Annotated in this window: 19 protein-coding genes; 14 read left to right on the forward strand and 5 right to left on the reverse strand. The window is 42.9% G+C overall.

All coding sequences use genetic code 11. The features are described from left to right. Positions 1-7: 7 nt before the first annotated feature. Positions 8-1,189: a poly-gamma-glutamate synthase PgsB gene (gene pgsB, locus ACSBQP_RS11300; protein ID WP_007497522.1), complete on the reverse strand. Its 1,182-nt coding sequence runs from the start codon at positions 1,187-1,189 to the stop codon at positions 8-10. 747 nt (positions 1,190-1,936) lie between these two features. Here pgsB and ACSBQP_RS11305 point away from each other — a divergent pair. The 9 genes from ACSBQP_RS11305 to rbsB all read left to right on the forward strand — a co-directional run bounded on the left by ACSBQP_RS11305 (position 1,937) and on the right by rbsB (position 11,388). Then, a complete protein-coding gene (locus ACSBQP_RS11305; protein ID WP_435028422.1) occupies positions 1,937-3,418 on the forward strand; it encodes a spore germination protein in 1,482 nt (493 codons plus the stop codon). Further along, positions 3,408-4,505: a GerAB/ArcD/ProY family transporter gene (locus ACSBQP_RS11310; protein WP_046526702.1), complete on the forward strand. Its 1,098-nt coding sequence runs from the start codon at positions 3,408-3,410 to the stop codon at positions 4,503-4,505. Before ACSBQP_RS11305 ends, ACSBQP_RS11310 begins: the two co-directional genes overlap by 11 nt. After that, positions 4,495-5,637, forward strand: a complete 1,143-nt coding sequence (locus ACSBQP_RS11315) for a Ger(x)C family spore germination protein (protein ID WP_046526703.1) — start codon at positions 4,495-4,497, stop codon at positions 5,635-5,637. Before ACSBQP_RS11310 ends, ACSBQP_RS11315 begins: the two co-directional genes overlap by 11 nt. A gap of 117 nt (positions 5,638-5,754) precedes the next feature. Beyond that, positions 5,755-6,741, forward strand: coding sequence for a LacI family DNA-binding transcriptional regulator (locus tag ACSBQP_RS11320; RefSeq protein ID WP_007497527.1), 987 nt, complete (start codon positions 5,755-5,757; stop codon positions 6,739-6,741). Next, positions 6,738-7,616 (forward strand): ribokinase, encoded by an 879-nt coding sequence (gene rbsK / locus ACSBQP_RS11325; RefSeq protein WP_435028423.1) that lies wholly within the window; start codon positions 6,738-6,740, stop codon positions 7,614-7,616. The genes ACSBQP_RS11320 and rbsK overlap by 4 nt, the downstream gene beginning before the upstream one ends. Continuing rightward, entirely contained in the window at positions 7,613-8,005 is a 393-nt protein-coding gene (gene rbsD / locus ACSBQP_RS11330; protein WP_428828652.1) for a D-ribose pyranase, read from the forward strand. The genes rbsK and rbsD overlap by 4 nt, the downstream gene beginning before the upstream one ends. A gap of 15 nt (positions 8,006-8,020) precedes the next feature. Further along, positions 8,021-9,502, forward strand: coding sequence for a sugar ABC transporter ATP-binding protein (locus ACSBQP_RS11335; RefSeq protein WP_435028424.1), 1,482 nt, complete (start codon positions 8,021-8,023; stop codon positions 9,500-9,502). Position 9,503: 1 nt separating this feature from the next. Beyond that, complete coding sequence (gene rbsC, locus ACSBQP_RS11340; RefSeq protein WP_008343271.1) at positions 9,504-10,457, forward strand: ribose ABC transporter permease RbsC; 954 nt, start codon at positions 9,504-9,506, stop codon at positions 10,455-10,457. A gap of 13 nt (positions 10,458-10,470) precedes the next feature. Next, positions 10,471-11,388 (forward strand): ribose ABC transporter substrate-binding protein RbsB, encoded by a 918-nt coding sequence (gene rbsB / locus ACSBQP_RS11345; RefSeq protein WP_046526705.1) that lies wholly within the window; start codon positions 10,471-10,473, stop codon positions 11,386-11,388. A 236-nt stretch (positions 11,389-11,624) separates the two neighbouring features. Here rbsB and ACSBQP_RS11350 read toward each other — a convergent pair whose 3' ends face one another. Beyond that, positions 11,625-12,242, reverse strand: coding sequence for a flavin reductase family protein (locus tag ACSBQP_RS11350; RefSeq protein WP_026050161.1), 618 nt, complete (start codon positions 12,240-12,242; stop codon positions 11,625-11,627). Between the two features lie 59 nt (positions 12,243-12,301). Continuing rightward, entirely contained in the window at positions 12,302-13,189 is an 888-nt protein-coding gene (gene alsR, locus ACSBQP_RS11355; RefSeq protein WP_039962952.1) for an acetoin biosynthesis transcriptional regulator AlsR, read from the reverse strand. 150 nt (positions 13,190-13,339) lie between these two features. On the opposite strand from alsR, the gene alsS reads away from it, so the two are divergent. From alsS to ACSBQP_RS11380, 5 genes are all read left to right on the forward strand, one after another. Further along, entirely contained in the window at positions 13,340-15,040 is a 1,701-nt protein-coding gene (gene alsS / locus ACSBQP_RS11360) for an acetolactate synthase AlsS (protein WP_182488954.1), read from the forward strand. Positions 15,041-15,075: 35 nt separating this feature from the next. Beyond that, on the forward strand, positions 15,076-15,846 hold the full coding sequence (gene budA / locus ACSBQP_RS11365) for an acetolactate decarboxylase (RefSeq protein ID WP_017368184.1): 771 nt from the start codon (positions 15,076-15,078) through the stop codon (positions 15,844-15,846). Between the two features lie 153 nt (positions 15,847-15,999). Continuing rightward, positions 16,000-16,476: an Lrp/AsnC family transcriptional regulator gene (locus tag ACSBQP_RS11370; protein ID WP_017360010.1), complete on the forward strand. Its 477-nt coding sequence runs from the start codon at positions 16,000-16,002 to the stop codon at positions 16,474-16,476. A 37-nt stretch (positions 16,477-16,513) separates the two neighbouring features. Then, positions 16,514-17,074: a chromate transporter gene (locus ACSBQP_RS11375; RefSeq protein WP_039963093.1), complete on the forward strand. Its 561-nt coding sequence runs from the start codon at positions 16,514-16,516 to the stop codon at positions 17,072-17,074. Continuing rightward, complete coding sequence (locus ACSBQP_RS11380) at positions 17,074-17,607, forward strand: chromate transporter (protein ID WP_007497548.1); 534 nt, start codon at positions 17,074-17,076, stop codon at positions 17,605-17,607. The genes ACSBQP_RS11375 and ACSBQP_RS11380 overlap by 1 nt, the downstream gene beginning before the upstream one ends. 40 nt (positions 17,608-17,647) lie before the next feature. On the opposite strand, the gene ACSBQP_RS11385 is transcribed toward ACSBQP_RS11380, so the two are convergent. Beyond that, positions 17,648-18,967 carry a UDP-glucose dehydrogenase family protein gene (locus ACSBQP_RS11385; protein WP_435028425.1) on the reverse strand — a complete coding sequence of 440 codons (1,320 nt, stop codon included), beginning with the start codon at positions 18,965-18,967 and terminating at the stop codon, positions 17,648-17,650. 114 nt (positions 18,968-19,081) lie between these two features. Beyond that, positions 19,082-19,225, reverse strand: a complete 144-nt coding sequence (locus tag ACSBQP_RS11390) for a hypothetical protein (protein WP_003214884.1) — start codon at positions 19,223-19,225, stop codon at positions 19,082-19,084. Between the last annotated feature and the right edge of the window lie 74 nt (positions 19,226-19,299).

A 19,299-nucleotide genomic window follows, 5' to 3' on the forward strand; every position in this document is an offset into this window, starting at 1 on the left:
TTTCCTCCTAGCTGACAAGCTGCTTAATTTTGTATTCTTGAATTTTTTCGATTAAAGGTTCAGCGGCGCCGTGAATATTGCCGACTCCATAAACCACTCGATTATGAAGCTTTTTCTCAAGCATGTTCATAATTTGTTCTGTAGATTGATATTCAAGGTTGTGTAAGTGGTCAGCCGGAATTTTCCCATCCTCAAATGCCTTCACAATTGGATCTGTCGTTTCACCAATTAAGACAAGATCACTTGCTTCAATATAAGGAAGTACATCCTCCGCAAACTGGATCGTTCTATCTACGCGATCCGCACGACAGTTCATGATAATAATCGGTTCATCTGTTGGATACCCAATTTCCTTCACACGCTTCCAAATGTTCAATGTAGATGCTGCGTCATTAGCCGCAAATCCATTTACAAAATGTCCAGGTGTTTTTGCGTCCATTAATGGAAGAATTCTCATCGCTCCTGGATCAGGCGGCGCATTTAACATGCCTCTAAATGCCGTATCTTCATCAATTCCCAATGCTTGTGCGACACCAAGTGCAAGTGAAGCATTATCCGGGAACACCATATACTCAAATTTCCGTAAATACTCATCGGTAATCTTGGAATTATCTGCAACAATCACTTCAGTATTGCGTTTTTTCGCAATCTCTTTAAAGAAATCTGTATATTCACTATCCGTAATAACCAAGTGCCCATTGTAAGGAATTGTCGCTGTAAAGGCTTCAGCTATTTCATCAAGAGTTGGCCCCATCACATCCATATGATCTTCAAGAACGTTTACGATCACGCCAATATTCGCTTGAAGCAGCTCTTCCTGAAAGATAATTTGGTAATCTGGATTCACCGCCATACATTCACTGACGATGGCATTTGCTCCTCTTTCAACTGTTTCTCTCATAACTTCTTTCTGCTCTCCGATATTTGGTCCTTGCGGTTTCCTTTTAATCGGTTTCTCTTCTGGCGTATCCCAATAAATCATTCTTGCATCCGTTCCTGTTGTTTTGCCGACAGTTTTATAACCTGCCTCCATTAAGATACCGGTTGTCAATCTTGTAACGGTAGACTTTCCGCGTATACCATTAATATTGACGCGTACCGGCAGGGCATCGATATTTTTCTGATGACGCTTCTTTTCAATAAAGCCAATCCCTAACATGATGACACAGGCTATAACGATTAACCACATCGCTTATCTACATCTCCTTTTTTTATGAGTGTGATATGTAAATTCAATCAACAGTATATAGGTTCAGCATAAAATCACAATCGGTATTATGTAACATAATCTTTCACTTCCTCGTATGCCAAATTCCTCTAATCAGAAGGCGTATTTGCCTACCTCATGCTCAAATGAAAAGGCCAAAAGACGGACAAAATGACGACTGAATTTCTGCTTCAAACAAGAGAAAGCGTTACCATCAAACAGTGAAAAATCTTTTGTCCTTTTCTCCCTAAATTTTTCGACAATTATTAAGATGTATTTTGAATCAATGTTTTAAAGTCCTTTCATCTCTATGAAATCAGTCATATCAGTGCTTTAAATGAATAGTGCGTGTTTTAGAATATTTTATATTTTTAAATGAACAGGTTAGAAAGTCATCCTCATTGGTCAGAACGCTATGTGTTGACCTATGACAAAGGTCACCTGTCAAAAAATCAAGTCATCTGCTTATTTTCAGGTCACAAAAAATTGGGATAAGATGTCAAATATTAATCATTTTGTTATAGCCTCTCTTTACGATATTCACTCCTTATGACCTAAACAATGAAACATTATTCATTTCTTTTTATCAAGATTCATCATTTCTTAACATTTTTAATGTGATTTTAGTTGAAAGTTGTCGGTTCGTGTCATGCTTTCCCCAAAGATGACGCATAAAATCATCTTCTCGGCTTACACTATGGTTAAAAAATCTGTGAGAGGAGGCTAAAGATGCCAAATACGAATGAGCAAACACGCTTACACTTTTTATCAGGCGGTTTTGAGGAAAAGATTCGGATTCTGAACAAAGCATTTCAACAAAGCGCTGATTTTGAATACCGGGAATTGATGGTGAATGAAACGAAATCAGTGCTGTTTTTTATTAAAACTAGAGTCGATGAAAGCAAATTAAACGACTTCATTATCGGCAACTTGCTCGGTCCTCCTGGAGAGCAGAACTATACAAAATCTCTTAGTTCACTCGAAACAGGTGACTTGACGCTGATTGTCGACAGCATTATTGCCGGAAGTATTGCCTTCCTTGATGAAAAATCCGCACAGATCAAAATATTTGCTGTTGGGCAGCCGCCGCTGCGTTCCATTTCTGAACCTTCTTCTGAAAGTATTATTGCAGGCGCACATGATGGGTTTGTTGAGAGTTTAGATACCAATTTATATTTGCTGCGTTCACACTTAAATGATCGAAAACTTGCAATCCAGTATCATAAGGTCGGTACAAAATCTGAAACAAAGGTTGCAACGGTTTATATTTCTGATATTGCCAATCAAGAAAAGATAGATGAGGTTAACAAACGAATTACTTCTATTAAAGTAGACACGCTGCTTAGCCCCGGTTCTATTGTAGAGGCGATTGAAGATGATTCGTATTCCATCTTCCCGCAGCTTATTGACACAGAACGACCTGACAAAGTGAGATCTGCCATTCTTGAAGGAAGAATTGTCGTCTTAATGGATGGCAGCCCAATGGCTATCATTTTGCCTATTACGTTCTTTAGCTTCTTTCAATCACCAGATGACTATAATAGCCGCTGGATTCCGGCTACATTTATTCGTATTCTTCGTTATATTGCCTGTATCATCGCTGTGATTTTGCCTTCTTTTTATATTGCAGTCATCGGCTTTCATTATGAGGTAGTCCCGGATGAATTAGCGATTACGATGAAAAATTCCATTATCGGCATTCCTTTTCCGCCGTTAATTGAAGCAATGCTGATGGAGATTACGATTGAGCTCATACGAGAAGCAGGGGTGCGACTGCCAAAGCCAATTGGTCAGACGATTGGGATTGTAGGCGGTTTGGTGATTGGAGACGCTGTGGTAAAAGCTGGACTCATTTCGAATGTCCTTGTCATTGTTGTTGCCGTGACAGCTGTTGCATCCTTTGTCCTCCCATCCTTTGAAATGACGTCCACCATTCGTATGCTTCGTTTCCCTCTCATGTTTATGGCATCGATGTTTGGGTTTATTGGCATTTCATTCGGCCTGTCGATCGTATTGATGAATTTATGCCGCCTCGAATCACTAGGTGTCCCGTACTTATCACCAGTGGCTCCATTTAACTGGCAGGACTTAAAAGATACTGTGATTCGATTACCGATGTGGATGTACAAAAAGCGCCCTGTTTACTTAAATCCAAAAAAGAAAGAGCAAATTGAAAATTTGAGAGGATGGAAAAATAAAGATGAAAAATAAAATATCTCCACCTCAAGCTGTCTTTTTTATCATTCAATCTCAAATTGGTGTCGGTATTCTAGCCCTGCCTCATTTGCTGATGAAAGACATGGGACACGATGGGTGGATGGCGATTATCTTAGCCTGTTTTTTCATTCAAATCATTAACACCATTTTTATTTACATCATTCAGAAGTATCCTGATATATCATTTTTCCAAGCCTTAATTGAAGTGTTCGGAAAATGGATCGGCCGGACTTTGGTGGCACTATATACGTTATACTTCGCCTCCGTCTGCATTGTTGTTTTATCCATTTTCACAAGAATTCTTGGCATTTGGGTACTGCCGCTCACACCAAATTGGGTCATTAATCTGTTACTGATGATCTCCATCATTTACATTGCAAAGGAGCAAATTACGGCCATTGTCAGGTTTAACTTCGTTTTGACGCCCTTTTTGCTCATGCTCTCTCTCTTAATGCTCTATTCATTAAAAGGAACCAATATCGACTACCTCATGCCTTTTTTCCAAGTGGATCTTTCTCAAGTTTCACTTGGATTAAAAGACGTCGTTCTATCTATGAATGGGTTCGAGATGATCCTCATTATCTCTCCATTGATGAAAGGAACCATTAAGGAACGATATAAAGTCATGACCATTGCCAATATATGCACGACGCTTTACTACCTATTTATTACATTGATTTGTTTTATGTTCTTCAGTCCGATTGAGCTCAATATCATTCCCAACCCAGTTCTTTATCTATTAAAAACCATTTCGTTCGGTGTGATTGAACGGACCGATTTAATTTTCCTTAGTTTCTGGGTATTTGTCATTTTAGCTACACTCAGTAATTACCTTTACTTTTGTGCGAAAGGCGTGGCAAGTATTCTTAAGAAAAAAGAACACAAAAAATATGTCTTATATTTTGCCATTTTGATTTATGCGGCTAGCTGTTATCTTGCAACTGATAATTTTAGAATACAGCGCTTTAATGACTTTACCACCATCGCTCAATATTCATTTATTTACACACTCCCAATCTTTATGGCCATTATCATCTTTATCAAACATCGCAAAGGGAAGGTGAAATCACATGCGTCATAAGTACATACTGACGTTGCTTATGTGTCTTTCTCTCATATTCATGCCTGGCTGCTGGGATCAAAATTTATTAAAGAACATCTCTCTTGTGTTAACCTCCGCGGTTGATCAAGGAGAGGATGACAATGCGAAGTACTCAATCACTTATCGAAAAGTGCAGCAGTCTCAAAGTATGGAGCAGGGAAATACCGGCAGCTTTTTAACCACTCTTCTCACAACGGAAGCACCTACTTTAAGAAAAGCAAGAACCAACTTCAGCCGGATAGTGGATCAAAAAATAGACATGTCGAAAATGCGGGTGATGCTGATCGGTGATGAATTTGCGCAAAAGCGTCTTCTGCCCTACTTAGATATGTTTTATCGTGATCCAAAAAGCCCTCTCCTTGCAAACCTTGCCGTTGTTCAAGGGGGAACCTGTGAAGAATTGATAAACGCGCTGCTCAAGGAGAAACTCATCGTGAGTGACTATTTAAATAACTTGATCACAACCGCATCCCGCTCCTCCCAAGTAGCACCTAAAAACATTCAAAGTATTCGATCTAAAATGCTCCAAACTGGAGAAGACTTCACACTGCCGTTGATTCATTTCGATCAATCGAAGAAATTAATCAGTGTAAAAGGGGTTGCTCTATTTGATAATGAGAAGAAGAAAGGCGAGTTGTACGGTCAAGATGCAATTCTGCTCACCGTCATGGACGGAAAAATGGGCAAATATGCCAACTTCACAAAAAAAGTGAGAAGCGACATGAAGTCAAAAGAAAACAATTACATCACCATCCAAGTCACTGATGTGAAGAGAGACATCGAGATTCTGAATCCTGATCATCGAAACTTAACATACTCACTCAAATTTGAATTTAATACTTCTGTCCTTGAGTACCCAAAAGATAATCTAGATACAGACAAAAAAATTGAAATGCTGAACAAAAGACTTTCAACCATCTTAACAAAAGAAGCAGAAAAAATTGTTGCTACATTACAAGAAGCAAATTCTGACGTCTTAAGCCTCGGCAGAAAATACAGAGTCAGACATTATGATGAGTATATGAAAATGAATTGGGTCACCGATTATCCAAAAGTGAAGATCATTCCAAAAATCAAAGTGAACATTACCCAAACGGGCATTATTAGTTAAGAAAAGGAAGACGCCCTCTTTCTTTTCTTTTTTTATTTTTTTAAGATTGTCTTTTTAATGCTTTCGTGATAATCTATCTGTGTAAACGGTTACACATCAAAGAAGGGAGGCACTCCATTGGCTACAATTAAAGATGTTGCAAAAGCTGCTCAAGTGTCTGTTGCGACTGTTTCACGCGTGCTCAACGATACTGGATACGTCCATATTGATACGAAAACCCGTGTGACACAAGCGATGCAGGAGCTAAATTACTTCCCCAATGAAGTGGCACGATCCCTTTTTAAAAGAGAATCAAGATTAGTTGGTCTCATCTTACCTGATATCACAAACCCCTTCTTCCCTCAGCTGGCTAGAGGCGTTGAGGATGAGATTCATGCACACGGTTTTCGCTTATTATTCGGAAACAGTGATGAAGATCGGGAGAAGGAAATGGCCTATTTACAAACCTTTAAGCAAAACCAGGTGGTCGGTGTCATCGCTGTCACAAACGAACCTGAATCGGATTTGTACAATGATGATGAACTGCCTGTTGTCTTCTTAGATCGTACCGTTCCAAATGCGCCTTCTGTGTTTGCAGATGCTACGGCTGGCGGGAAAATGGCTGCAATGGAATTAATCAAACGCGGCAGTCAGCAGATTACATTGCTAAAAGGGCCCGCTCATCTTCAAACGGCGCGGCAAAGATTCAAAGGCGCACTTGATGTTCTGACTGAAGAAGGTGCTAACTTTCATGTGATGTCTAACGCTTCTTTTTCTTTTCAGGAAGCCCGAAAAAGCGCCAAGGCTCTTTTCAAGCTGTACCCTGAAACAGATGGCATCATTGCCAGCAATGACATCGTCGCAGCAGCCGTCGTACACGAAGCGCTTCGTATTGGAAAAGCCATTCCAGAAGACGTCCAAATCATTGGATTTGATGATATTCCGCAAAGTGAACTGCTCTTCCCTTCTCTATCAACGATCCGGCAGCCTGCCTATGATATGGGGAAAGAAGCCGCAAAGCTGATCATTAAAGCCATTCAAAAACAGCCTATAGATCAAGCAGTTATTCAAATGCCCGTCTCTTTTATTGAACGAGAGACCACAAGAAAGGTGGATTCACAATGAGTCAAATAGTTGTCGTAGGAAGTTGTTCCATGGATCTAGTTGTCACATCGAATAAGCGTCCTAGTGCCGGAGAAACCGTCCTAGGCGAATCATTTAAAACGGTTCCTGGGGGAAAAGGAGCAAATCAAGCAGTAGCAAGCGCAAGGCTCGGTGCAGATGTATATATGATCGGCCGAGTTGGTGATGACGCGTATGGTCAGGACATTATGAGCAATTTGCAAGCACAAGGTGTTCGCACCACCTATATGAAACCGGTTACCGAAATGGAAAGCGGAACAGCTCATATCATTTTAGCTGAAGGGGATAACAGCATTGTTGTCGTCAAAGGAGCAAACAATGAGGTAACACCTCATTATGTAAAAGATGCTCTTTCTTCTATTGAAGATATCGGAATCGTCCTCATTCAGCAGGAAATTCCTGAAGAAACAGTCGAAGCCGTCTGCACCATTTGCAGCGAAAAAGGGATTCCAGTCATCTTAAATCCCGCACCAGCTCGCAAAGTCTCTCAGCAAATATTAGATCAAGCTGCCTATATCACGCCAAACGAACACGAAGCAGCTCTTATGTTTGATGGACTCACCATAGCAGAAGCTTTGCGCCAATATCCAAACAAATTACTCATTACAGAAGGAAAAAATGGTGTTCGTTACTTTGATGGATCAAAAGAAGTGTTGGTACCGGGCTATCCTGTGAAAGCCGTCGACACTACAGGCGCTGGTGATACTTTTAACGGCGCTCTAGCTGTAGCACTAACAGAAGGAAAATCGCTATACGACGCACTTGCCTTTGCCAACTTAGCTGCATCTATCTCAGTCACAAAATTTGGTGCCCAAGGCGGCATGCCAGCAAGAGAAGAATTGGAGAATAAGAAATGAAGAAAAATGGTATTTTAAATAGTCATATCGCCAAGGTGCTTGCTGACCTTGGTCATACAGATACGATTGTCATCGCAGACTGTGGCCTGCCCATTCCAGAAGGCCCGGTCAAGATCGACCTTGCATTATCCATCGGCACACCATCCTTTCAGGAGGTTACTTCCCTCCTTCTTGAGGAAATGGCCGTTGAACACGTCACAATCGCCAGTGAAATCAAAGAAGCCAATGAGAGAGATCATTTATTTCTAAAGAAAGCGTTCTCACATCCGTTAGATGAAGTCGATCACGAGACGTTCAAAGACATGACCAAACAGGCAAAAGCAGTGATTCGCACGGGTGAAGCCACCCCATACGCAAACTGCATTCTTCATGCCGGTGTCATCTTTTAAAAGGAGGAGCCACTTATGAACATTGAAATGCATAACATCCATAAGGCCTTTGGAAAAAACACCGTTCTCGCCGGGGTCTCCTTTGACCTCGTCACAGGTGAAGTCCATGCACTTATGGGTGAAAACGGGGCAGGAAAATCAACGTTAATGAATCTGCTGACAGGACTCTATTCCCTGGATCAAGGAACGATTCAAATCGACGGAAAAGAAACCGCTTTCAAGAATCCGAAAGAAGCCGAGCAGAACGGGATTGCCTTCATTCATCAGGAGCTGAATATATGGCCTGATATGACGGTACTCGAGAATTTATTTATCGGGAAAGAAATCTATACAACACTTGGTCTCCTAGACACCAAGAAAATGAAAGCCCTCGCCCAAGCGCAGCTCGACCGATTGTCTGTCAACCTCTCGCTCGATCAAGAGGCAGGAAGCTGTTCTGTCGGACAAAAGCAGATGATTGAGATTGCGAAAGCGTTAATGACCGATGCAAAGGTCATTATTATGGATGAACCAACAGCTGCTCTCACAGACCGTGAGATTGAAAAGCTATTTCAGGTCATTGATTCACTCAAAAAAGAAGGCGTATCTATCGTCTACATTTCTCATCGCATGGAAGAAATCTTTGCCATTTGTGACCGGATTACCATCATGCGTGACGGAAAAACGGTCGATACGAAAGCGATACCAGACACGAATTTCCATGAAGTCGTCAAAAAAATGGTCGGCCGCGAATTAACCGATCGTTACCCTGAGCGCACACCTTCTACTGGTGATACCGTCCTAGAAGTGAAGCAAGCAACGAGGAAAGGCCGCTTTCAAGATGTCAGTTTTTCCGTCAAAGCTGGAGAAATTGTCGGCGTTGCAGGCTTAATGGGCGCTGGCCGGACGGAAATGATGCGGTCGCTCTTTGGACTCGATCCCCTGGATCAAGGAGAAATTTGGGTTCATGGGAAAAAGGCTGTCATTAAAAAACCAAGTGATGCAGTCAAACTTGGCATCGGTTTTATCACGGAGGATCGTAAAGATGAAGGACTGATGCTGGATGCATCCATTCGGGAAAACATCGGCTTGCCTAACTTAGACAGCTTCTCTCCAAAGGGGCTGATCGATAAGAAAAACGAGCAGGACTTTGTTGATCTGCTCATCAAACGACTCACGATCAAAACCGCTTCATCTGAAATTTCTGCACGCAGCCTGTCCGGTGGAAATCAGCAAAAAGTCGTCATCGCCAAATGGATCGGCATTCAGCCGAAGGTACTGATTTTAGATGAACCAACAAGAGGTGTCGACGTCGGGGCGAAACGAGAAATTTATCAGCTCATGAACGAGCTGACAGATCGAGGTGTTGCCATTTTGATGGTCTCCTCTGAGCTCCCAGAAGTTCTTGGGATGAGCGATCGAGTGCTTGTCATCCATGAAGGAACCATCAGCGGAGAATTAAGTAAAACAGAAGCTACACAAGAACGAATTATGACACTAGCTACAGGAGGGAAGTAACATGAAACCACTTACTTCAAATGGACGATTTGATCACATCATGCAAAAGCTTGGGCCATTCTTAGGACTCATCATCCTTGTCGCCATTGTTTCTATCTTAAATCCGGCCTTTTTAGAACCATTAAACATTTTAAACTTACTGAGACAAATCTCCATTAACGCCCTCATTGCCTTTGGCATGACGTTTGTTATTTTAACCGGAGGAATTGATTTGTCTGTCGGTGCCATTCTAGCGCTGTCTAGTGCTCTGACTGCCGGCTTTATTGTATCTGGTTTAGACCCGATTCTTGCCATCATCGTTGGATGTATCATCGGTGCCATCCTTGGAATGATCAACGGTCTTTTAATCACAAAAGGAAAAATGGCTCCTTTTATCGCAACACTTGCGACGATGACGATTTTCAGAGGATTGACGCTTGTTTATACAGACGGAAACCCAATTACAGGGCTTGGCTCTAACTATGCATTTCAGCTATTTGGCCGTGGATATTTCTTAGGAATTCCTGTTCCAGCGATCACCATGCTTCTCACCTTTATCGTACTTTGGGTCTTGCTTCATAAAACACCGTTTGGCAGAAGAACGTATGCCATTGGCGGAAATGAAAAAGCAGCCCTCATCTCAGGCATTAAAGTACCACGCGTCAAAATCATGATTTACTCATTAGCCGGCTTTATGTCTGCTTTAGCAGGTGCGATCTTAACATCTCGTCTCAACTCAGCACAGCCAACAGCTGGTACGTCGTATGAACTTGATGCAATTGCTGCCGTTGTACTTGGCGGGACAAGCCTATCCGGCGGAAGAGGACGAATTGTCGGCACACTCATCGGGGTGCTCATCATCGGTGTCTTGAACAATGGTATGAACTTACTTGGTGTTTCATCATTTTATCAATCTGTTGTGAAAGGGATTGTCATCTTAATTGCAGTCCTATTAGACAGAAAGAAATCTGCTTAAGGAGGCAGCTGCTATGAAAAAATATGTAATCCTGATCGTGACTCTCTCATTATTCATGCTCTCTGCCTGCTCGCTTGAACCGCCAGAGTGGGCCAAATCAACAAAGGATGGCAAGAAAAAAGACATTAAAATCGGACTGTCGATCTCGACTTTAAATAACCCATTCTTCGTTTCTCTTAAAAACGGCGTGACAAAAGAAGCGAAAAAGCTTGGCATCGAAGTTGTCATTGCCGATGCACAAAATGATTCAGCGAAACAAACGAGTGATGTAGAAGATTTAATTCAACAAGGGGTTGATGCATTACTCATTAACCCAGCCGATTCCTCTGCCATATCAACGGCTGTCGAATCTGCGAATGCTTCAGACATACCGGTCATCACATTAGACCGCTCCGCAGAAAGCGGAAAGGTTGAAGCGCTCGTTGCTTCCGATAACATCAAAGGCGGCGAAATGGCCGCTAACTTTATCATCGACAAGGTTGGTAAAGGCGCAAAAGTGGCTGAACTAGAAGGTGTACCAGGTGCTTCTGCGACACGTGAACGAGGAAAAGGTTTCCATCAAATTGCAGACAAACAGTTAGATGTCACAGCAAAACAAGCCGCTGACTTCGACCGGACAAAAGGGCTCAACGTGATGGAAAACCTTCTTCAAGGAAACCCTGACATCAAAGCCGTTTTTGCCCACAATGATGAAATGGCGCTTGGCGCACTAGAGGCCATCCAAAGCTCTGGAAAAGACATTCTTGTCGTCGGTTTTGACGGTAACGAAGATGCACTCAACTCGATCAAAGCAGGAAAACTATCTGCAACAGTCGCGCAGCAGCCAGAGCTGATCGGTCAACTGGCAGTCGGCGCTGCTGACGATGTATTAAAAGGCAAAAAGGTAGAAAAAAATATCGCCGCTCCATTGAAACTAGAACAAAAGAAATAAACACTAAACCCCCGATAGCCTCGGGGGTTTTAGATTGTAGACAAAGTGCTGAAATGAACTTTATTTTAGCACTTTGTCTTCTTTTCAGCGTGATATAGAAAACCTTTGCAGTCTAGGAAGGACGAGCACCGGAGCAGAGCGAATTGACATTCGTGAGCACCGAAGCGCAGGACTGACAAAGAATGCGAGGGTTTGTCTACACGCTGGACCCCCGATAGCCTCGGGGGTTTTAGATGTTATTCCGGTCTCTTCAGTACAAATGGCGTGCCTAAATGGGCATAATCATTCCCTGCTAGGCGCGCAACTGGCTTTAATTCATTCGTAAAAATATATCCTTTTTCCGCATCATAGACGGATTCATCTAAATGCGCACACACCACCCGGCCAATGATATGATCGACTGTGATCTCCCCTTCATCATTTTGAAAGGTCAGATGTTTTTCCAGCTGACATTCAAAGCGAATGCGTGCTTCCTTGATTCCTGGCACTGACACCACGCTGCTCTTCACTTGATGAAGACCGGTACGAGTCAGCTCACTCTCTTCCTCTGGCAAAGTAGCAGCTGTTTCATTAATATCTTCAATCATCGCTTCATCACTCACATGGACAACAAATTCTTCCCTGTCGATGATATGTTTTGCTGTATCTTTCATCTCTCCTTGACGACGTCCAATAGAAACAGCGATCAGCGGAGGATGACCGCTGATGACATTAAAGAAACTAAATGGTGCAGCATTGACGATTTCTTCTTTAGAAAGGCTTGTAATAAATGCAATGGGTCTTGGAACGACGGAACCAGATAATACTTTATATGCTTCTTTTCGTGACAACTGATCCATTTGTAATGTAATCACTTCAGACATGCCTCCTCTTATATGTAACGACATCATACCATACCCCGTTCTCTCTTCCCTTATTCCGGCTCAGCACGATGGAGAATATGATGGACAAGATGAAACAATGCCGGATTATGATTTTCTCGTCTATAAGAAATGGTCCATTCCGCGAGTAGCTGCTCACCTTCAATTGACCGATACACCACATCTAAATTAAATAAACGCCGGGCCGATGTTGGAATGATAGCAATTCCGATTCCCGCTGTGACAAGACCAATGACCATTTGATATTCTGCTGCTTCCTGCACGATATTGGGTGAAAATCCGTACTTTTCACAAAGTAGGACAAAATGCTGATAAAGGGACGGCCATGATTCCTTTGATAAAGAAATAATCGGCTCATCACGAATATCTTCAATCGTGACCGCTTCTTTTTCCGCCAGCGGATGGTTTTTCGGAATCGCAAAAATACATTCACTTTGCTTCATTAAACGACTGACCAATTCTTCTTGCGGTGATGTAGGATGCAAAAAACCAATATCAATCTCACCATTCAAAAGCGCCTCAAGCTGCTGCGGGACAGAGAGCTGTTGCAGCTCAATACTGACAGAAGGGTACCGCTCTCTGAATTCACGGACAACTGGCGGCAGAATATCATATGTCGCTGTACCAACGAAACCGATGATAATCTTCCCAAGCTCCCCTCTTGCCGTATGCCGGGCATGATCAACGGCTTTATCAAGCTGATGCAGCACCCCCCGGACCTCATGTAAAAAAACCTTTCCAGCAGCTGTTAACTCCACCACCCTTTTAGACCGGTGAAACAAAGGAAATCCCAATTCTTCCTCAAACTGCTTAATTTGCTGACTAAGTGGAGGCTGTGTCATGTTCAATCGTGCGGCCGCTCTGCCGAAATGCAGCTCCTCCGCGACTGTGACAAAATACTGCAAATGTCTCAGTTCCATCCTTTCACTCCTCAAACACTTATTCGTGAAACATATTAAAACTACGTTAAACATATATTGGAAAATTTATTTTGTGAAATGTATAGTAAATCATATCATGAAAATATATTTTCATAAAAAATTTTACTTGCCGAAAGGAGTGCGGGGTAAATGAATTCTCAAACACAACCCCTAACAAAACGAGGAGCAGAGTTGATTGTCGATACGCTCATTGCCCAAGGTGTGACCCATGTTTTTGCGATTCCAGGTGCAAAAATTGATGCAGTATTTGATGTATTAAAAGACAGAGGTCCAGAGCTTGTGCTATGCAGACACGAACAAAATGCGGCATTCATGGCAGCAGCTGTCGGTCGTTTAACTGGCAAACCAGGCGTTTGTCTCGTTACATCAGGTCCTGGCGCATCCAATTTAGCGACAGGTCTATTAACAGCCAATACAGAAGGTGACCCTGTTGTTGCAATCGCTGGAAACGTCATCCGTGCGGATCGGCTCAAACGAACACATCAATCACTCGACAATGCGGCATTATTCAAACCAGTGACAAAATATAGCGTTGAAGTACAAGACGTAAACAATATACCAGAAGCCTTAACAAATGCTTTTCGCGCGGCACAAAGAGGTCAAGCTGGGGCAGCATTTATCAGCTTTCCACAAGATGTCGTGACCGAACACACCACACAAACACCAGTGTCTGCTCACCCTTCTCCAGAACTAGGTTCTGCACCGGATGCTCTCATCAGTTCGGCCATCGCCAAAATTCAAAATGCGCACTTACCTGTTGCAATTGTGGGAATGAAAGCTAGCCGTCCAGCTGCGGCAAATGCGACAAGAACATTATTAAAAACACTTGGTATCCCATTTGTCGAAACGTACCAAGGAGCCGGTGTTCTCTCAAGAGAGCTTGAGGCTCAATATGTGGGCAGAATCGGCTTATTCCGTAATCAGCCAGGCGACCTTCTCATTGAGAAAGCGGATGTGATTTTAACTATTGGCTTTGATCCAATCGAATACGATCCGAAGCATTGGAATTTGAAACCGCAGCAGCGTCAAATCATCCATGTGGATGACATGCAGGCAGATATTGACCATTTCTATGAACCGACGCTTGAGCTTGTGGGCAATATATCTGAAACGGTGCAACATCTAGCCCACGACAGCGTTCCACTTTCATTATGCAAAAAGAACGTAGATCTCGTCACAGAATTACAAGAGCTGTTAAATGATATCGAAAAAGCACCAGAAAGAGAAAGTCATTTATCACACCCGCTGGATGTCATTCATACGTTGAGACGTATCATCCCAGATGACACGAAAGTGACATGTGATATCGGATCGCACGCCATTTGGATGTCTCGCCACTTCCGTGTTTATGAACCGAACACGTTCCTAGTGAGTAACGGAATGCAAACACTTGGCGTGGCATTACCGTGGGCGATTGCAGCCTCCATATTGAATCCAGCTGAAAAGATCATTTCAGTCTCAGGTGATGGCGGTTTTCTCTTCTCCGCCATGGAATTAGAAACAGCCGTGCGCATGAAAACAAATCTCGTTCATCTCGTTTGGAACGACAGCACATACGATATGGTGGCATTCCAGCAGGAAATGAAGTATGACCGTACGTCTTGTGTTGAGTTCGGTCAGATCGACTTAGTGAAATATGCAGAAAGCTTTGGAGCAACTGGATTACGTGTCAACTCACCTGAAGAGCTTTCAACTGTCCTTCAAAAGGGTATAAACATAGAAGGACCCGTTATTATTGATATTCCGATAGACTATCAAGACAACCCAGACCTCGCCAGTCAAAAATGGCCAGAAGTCTTTCGTGAAAAACACACAACGAACGTCAGATAAGACTTCGATACATTACGTTAAAGGAGTGAGCGGATATGGGTATGATGCACCCAATGAATCAACAAAACAGCACAAGACAGCATGACAAAAAGCTAGAGGTCTATCAAGTATCAACCATGACCTCCTTGCTGGAAGCTGTATATGATGGAGATTTCTCCCTATCACATATTCCCGAGCATGGTGATTTTGGCATTGGCACATTCAATCAATTAGATGGGGAACTAATCGGCTTTGATGGCGCTTTTTATCGACTGCGCTCTGATGGAACAGCCACACCAGTAACCGATCAAGATTATTCACCATTCTGCTCTCTAGCATTCTTTGAAACGGACATCGTTCATCGAATTGATGCACCGATGACGTCCAAAGAGCTAGAGGAAGAAATCGACCGAATCTTACCGAGCAAAAATGTCTTTTATGCGATCCGCATCGATGGGTCATTCAAAAAGGTTCAAACCCGTACGGTTGAAAAACAGGAAAAACCTTACGTTCCGATGGTAGAAGCAGTCAAGTCACAGCCTATTTTCGATTTCGAAAATATTCGCGGGACAATCGCAGGCTTCCGTACACCCCAGTACGCACATGGCATTGCGGTAAGCGGATATCATCTCCACTTTATTGATGATGATCGAAGCGTAGGCGGACATGTATTTGATTACACTGTGGATCAAGTGACCATCCGAATTTCCCAAAAACGTCACATGAATTTACACCTTCCAAATACGCAGGAGTTCTTCCAAGCAGACATTGATCGTGCTGACCTTGCACAGCAAATTGCCAGTGCGGAAAGTAGCCCAGAAAAATAAAATGAACACATCCCGGTGATGCCGGGGTGTTTTTTTATGCAAAAAGATATGTTATCTTCTTTCATCATTTCATTTCGTTACTCAATTAAAAATCAAACATTCTATTCGTAATAAAATATGATAGAATATCAACAGAAGAAAGGTGGTTATACGATGGCACATGAATATCGCATTCCAAACTTAACATTAGATGAAAGAGATAAACAAATTCTTTCCTTATTACACGAGGACGGGCGTATGTCCTATACAGATTTAGGGAAACAAGTCGGCCTTTCCCGTGTTGCAGTACAAGCCCGTATTCAGCAGCTCATTGAAGCAGGTGTCATTGAACGATTCACCGCTGTCATTAATCCAGCAAAGATCGGCATTCATGTCTCTGTCTTTTTTAACGTAGAGGTTGAGCCGAAATGTTTAGAAACAGTCGCCCTTCAGCTTGAGCAGGAAACAGCCGTCACAAGCCTTTATCATATGACAGGACCAAGCAAGCTGCATATGCATGGCATTTTTCAAAATGAACAGGAAATGGAGACGTTCCTGACAAAGAAGCTGTACCCGCTTGAAGGCGTCGTCAGTGTGGACTGTCAAATGCTCATTAAACGATACAAAAGCCGAATGGGCATGAAATTGTAGTTAGGAGTTGAACCACTTGCAATCATATCTTGAACTCATGATCGCCATGGTGCGAACCGGTATTCTGGGATTTGGCGGAGGACCTTCTGTAATCCCGCTCATTCGCCATGAAGCGGTCGTCAAATACAAATGGATCAATGATGACGAATTTGGAGAAACACTCGCCATCGCCAACGCATTGCCCGGACCGATTGCTACGAAAATGTCGGCATACCTCGGCTATCGATTAAAAGGTGTATCTGGCGCCATTGTTGCAACAGCTGCACATATTTTACCGACATGTCTCGCTATGGTGGCACTTGTTACACTTGTCAGCGTCTTAAGCTCTTCAGTCATCATTCAAAATATGATCGGTGCTGTGACACCAGTGATTGCCGTTCTGTTAGGAATGATGGCATATGAATTTGGACAAAAAGCGTTGAAGGGCTTCGGCATGATCTTCGGAATCGCCCTATTCCTTTTGGCATTTGTCGGTCTTCAAGTACTCTCGATTCATCCAGGAATCATTGTCATCATCTTTTTATGTTATGGTGCCTTTCATTTCAAACTGAAAGATCGCTGGACTCGAACAAATAAAGAGAAAGGAGTGTCTTCGTGATGCTGATTCTCTTTTTATTCTGGGCATTCTTCTTATCCAATCTGTTAGGGTATGGCGGAGGACCTGCTTCCATTCCGCTCAATTATGAAGAAATCGTCAATCATTTTCATTGGATGACAAACGAAGGGTTCTCCAATATGCTCGCATTAGCCAACGCACTTCCAGGTCCAATCGCTACGAAAATTGCGGCTTATGTAGGCTATGATGTCATGGGATGGCCAGGCTTTATTGTTGCACTGCTTGCCACGGTCCTGCCGTCTGCGATCGGATTGATTTTACTGCTAAAACTCATTGACCGTTTTCGCCAATCTTCTGTCGTCAAAGGCATGACTTTATCTGTGCAGCCTGTCATTGCGATGATGATGCTTTTATTAACATGGGAAATTGGCGGAGATGCCGTGAAAGCCATTGGCTGGACGCAATCACTCGCCATTGCTGCCATTTCATTTTTCTTTATGACCAAATTCAAATTGCACCCTGCCTTTCTGATTGTGGCTGCATTTTTATATGGCGGATTCATTCTTCCGCATTAACGCAAAAACCGATAACACGTGAAGTTATCGGTTTTTCTCATTACATATAAATAGGAGAGATAGGCCTGCGCCCAATAGAATGATACTCGACCCCAGCTACTTCTGCCGCTTCAAGCGTATGACAATTCCGGCCATCAAAAATGATCGGCTGCCTCATGAAATCTTTATAAGCTGAAAGTGGAAATGACTGAATATCCGCCCACTCAGTTAATATACAGACAGCATCAGCATCCTTGATCGCCTCTTCAATCGTTTGAGCAAAAAGGACTTGATCAGGCAGTTCTTGAGCTGCATTGCGAGCGGCAGCAGGATCATAGGCTACGATCTCCGCTCCTAATTGATGGAGCTGATGAGCGATCGGGATTGACGGCGCCTCTCTCATATCATCTGTATTCGGCTTAAAGGAAAGGCCAAGAAGAGCCATTCTCTTCCCTTCCAAGTTTTCTCCCATCCGCTCCTTCACACTTCGAATAAAACTTGCTCGCTGCTCATTGTTGACTTTGATGACAGCCTTCAATAGCTCAAAATCATGGGACACATGCCCTGCAATTTGGACAAGGGCATTTGTATCCTTCGGAAAACAGGAACCTCCGTAACCAATGCCTGCCCTAAGAAACGAAGCACCAATCCGCTGATCGAGTCCCATCCCTTCTGCAACTCTCTCAACATCAGCTCCTGTTTTTCCACAAATCGAAGCAATTTCATTCATGAAGCTGATTTTTGTGGCAAGAAATGCATTTGATGCGTATTTGATCATCTCTGCGCTTTTCCGATCTGTTCTCACGAATGGAATGTGGAAATCCGCATACATAGACTCTAGCTGATCTAATCCGTTCTTTGTTTCGGCTCCAATCACCAGCCGATCCGCTCGCAGCGTATCTGAGATAGCAGACCCTTCTCGTAAAAATTCTGGATTCGATGCGATAGATAATGGCTCCTTACGACCTAACACGTGATGAATCAAATGATCAATTTGATCGCCCGTTCCGACAGGCACTGTACTTTTCACGACAAGCACTGCGCCTGGCTTTGCTTGTAAGCCCATCTCCTTTGCCGCTTGAAAGACATACTGCAAATCAGCTTGACCGTCTGCCTGCTGCGGGGTACCGACAGCAATCATTAACACGTCAGCCTGCGAATAGGCTGACGCTCCATTAATATGAAAACGAATGCGTCCTTGCTCCATATTCCGTTTGAGCAGTTCTTTTAATCCCGGCTCGTACATCGGAGGATTCCCTTGCTTCAGCTGCATGACCTTCCGCCGGTCAATATCCATACATGTCACATCATGTCCCGCCTCTGCTAAACACACCCCTGTGACAAGCCCTACATACCCACAGCCTGCAATCGCAACCTTCATGACACATCAGCTCCCCATACTCCTTATGCTTGTAATGTCATCGTATGCCGGGGATTTTCGTTCCATTCATAAAAGCATACAAAAACCCCCTGCTGAGAGAGCAGGGGGTTACTTTTATGAAACAAGGCCATTTCGAATATGAGCAATCAGATTTTCAAGCATTTCTTTTGTTGTGACATCATTGGAATTTTCACCAATATCATGAGCGTACATCAAAATCTTTAAAAACTCTTCTTGATTTAAACCCTTATTATCCATGTCTGTATCCTTTCGATTCCACTAATTTCATTATTATATGCTGTATGGTTGGTTTATGCAATACTCTAATACAT

This window comes from Bacillus sp. G402 (assembly GCF_051172515.1).
In the GTDB taxonomy this organism is placed as follows: Bacteria; Bacillota; Bacilli; order Bacillales; family Bacillaceae; genus Bacillus; species Bacillus altitudinis.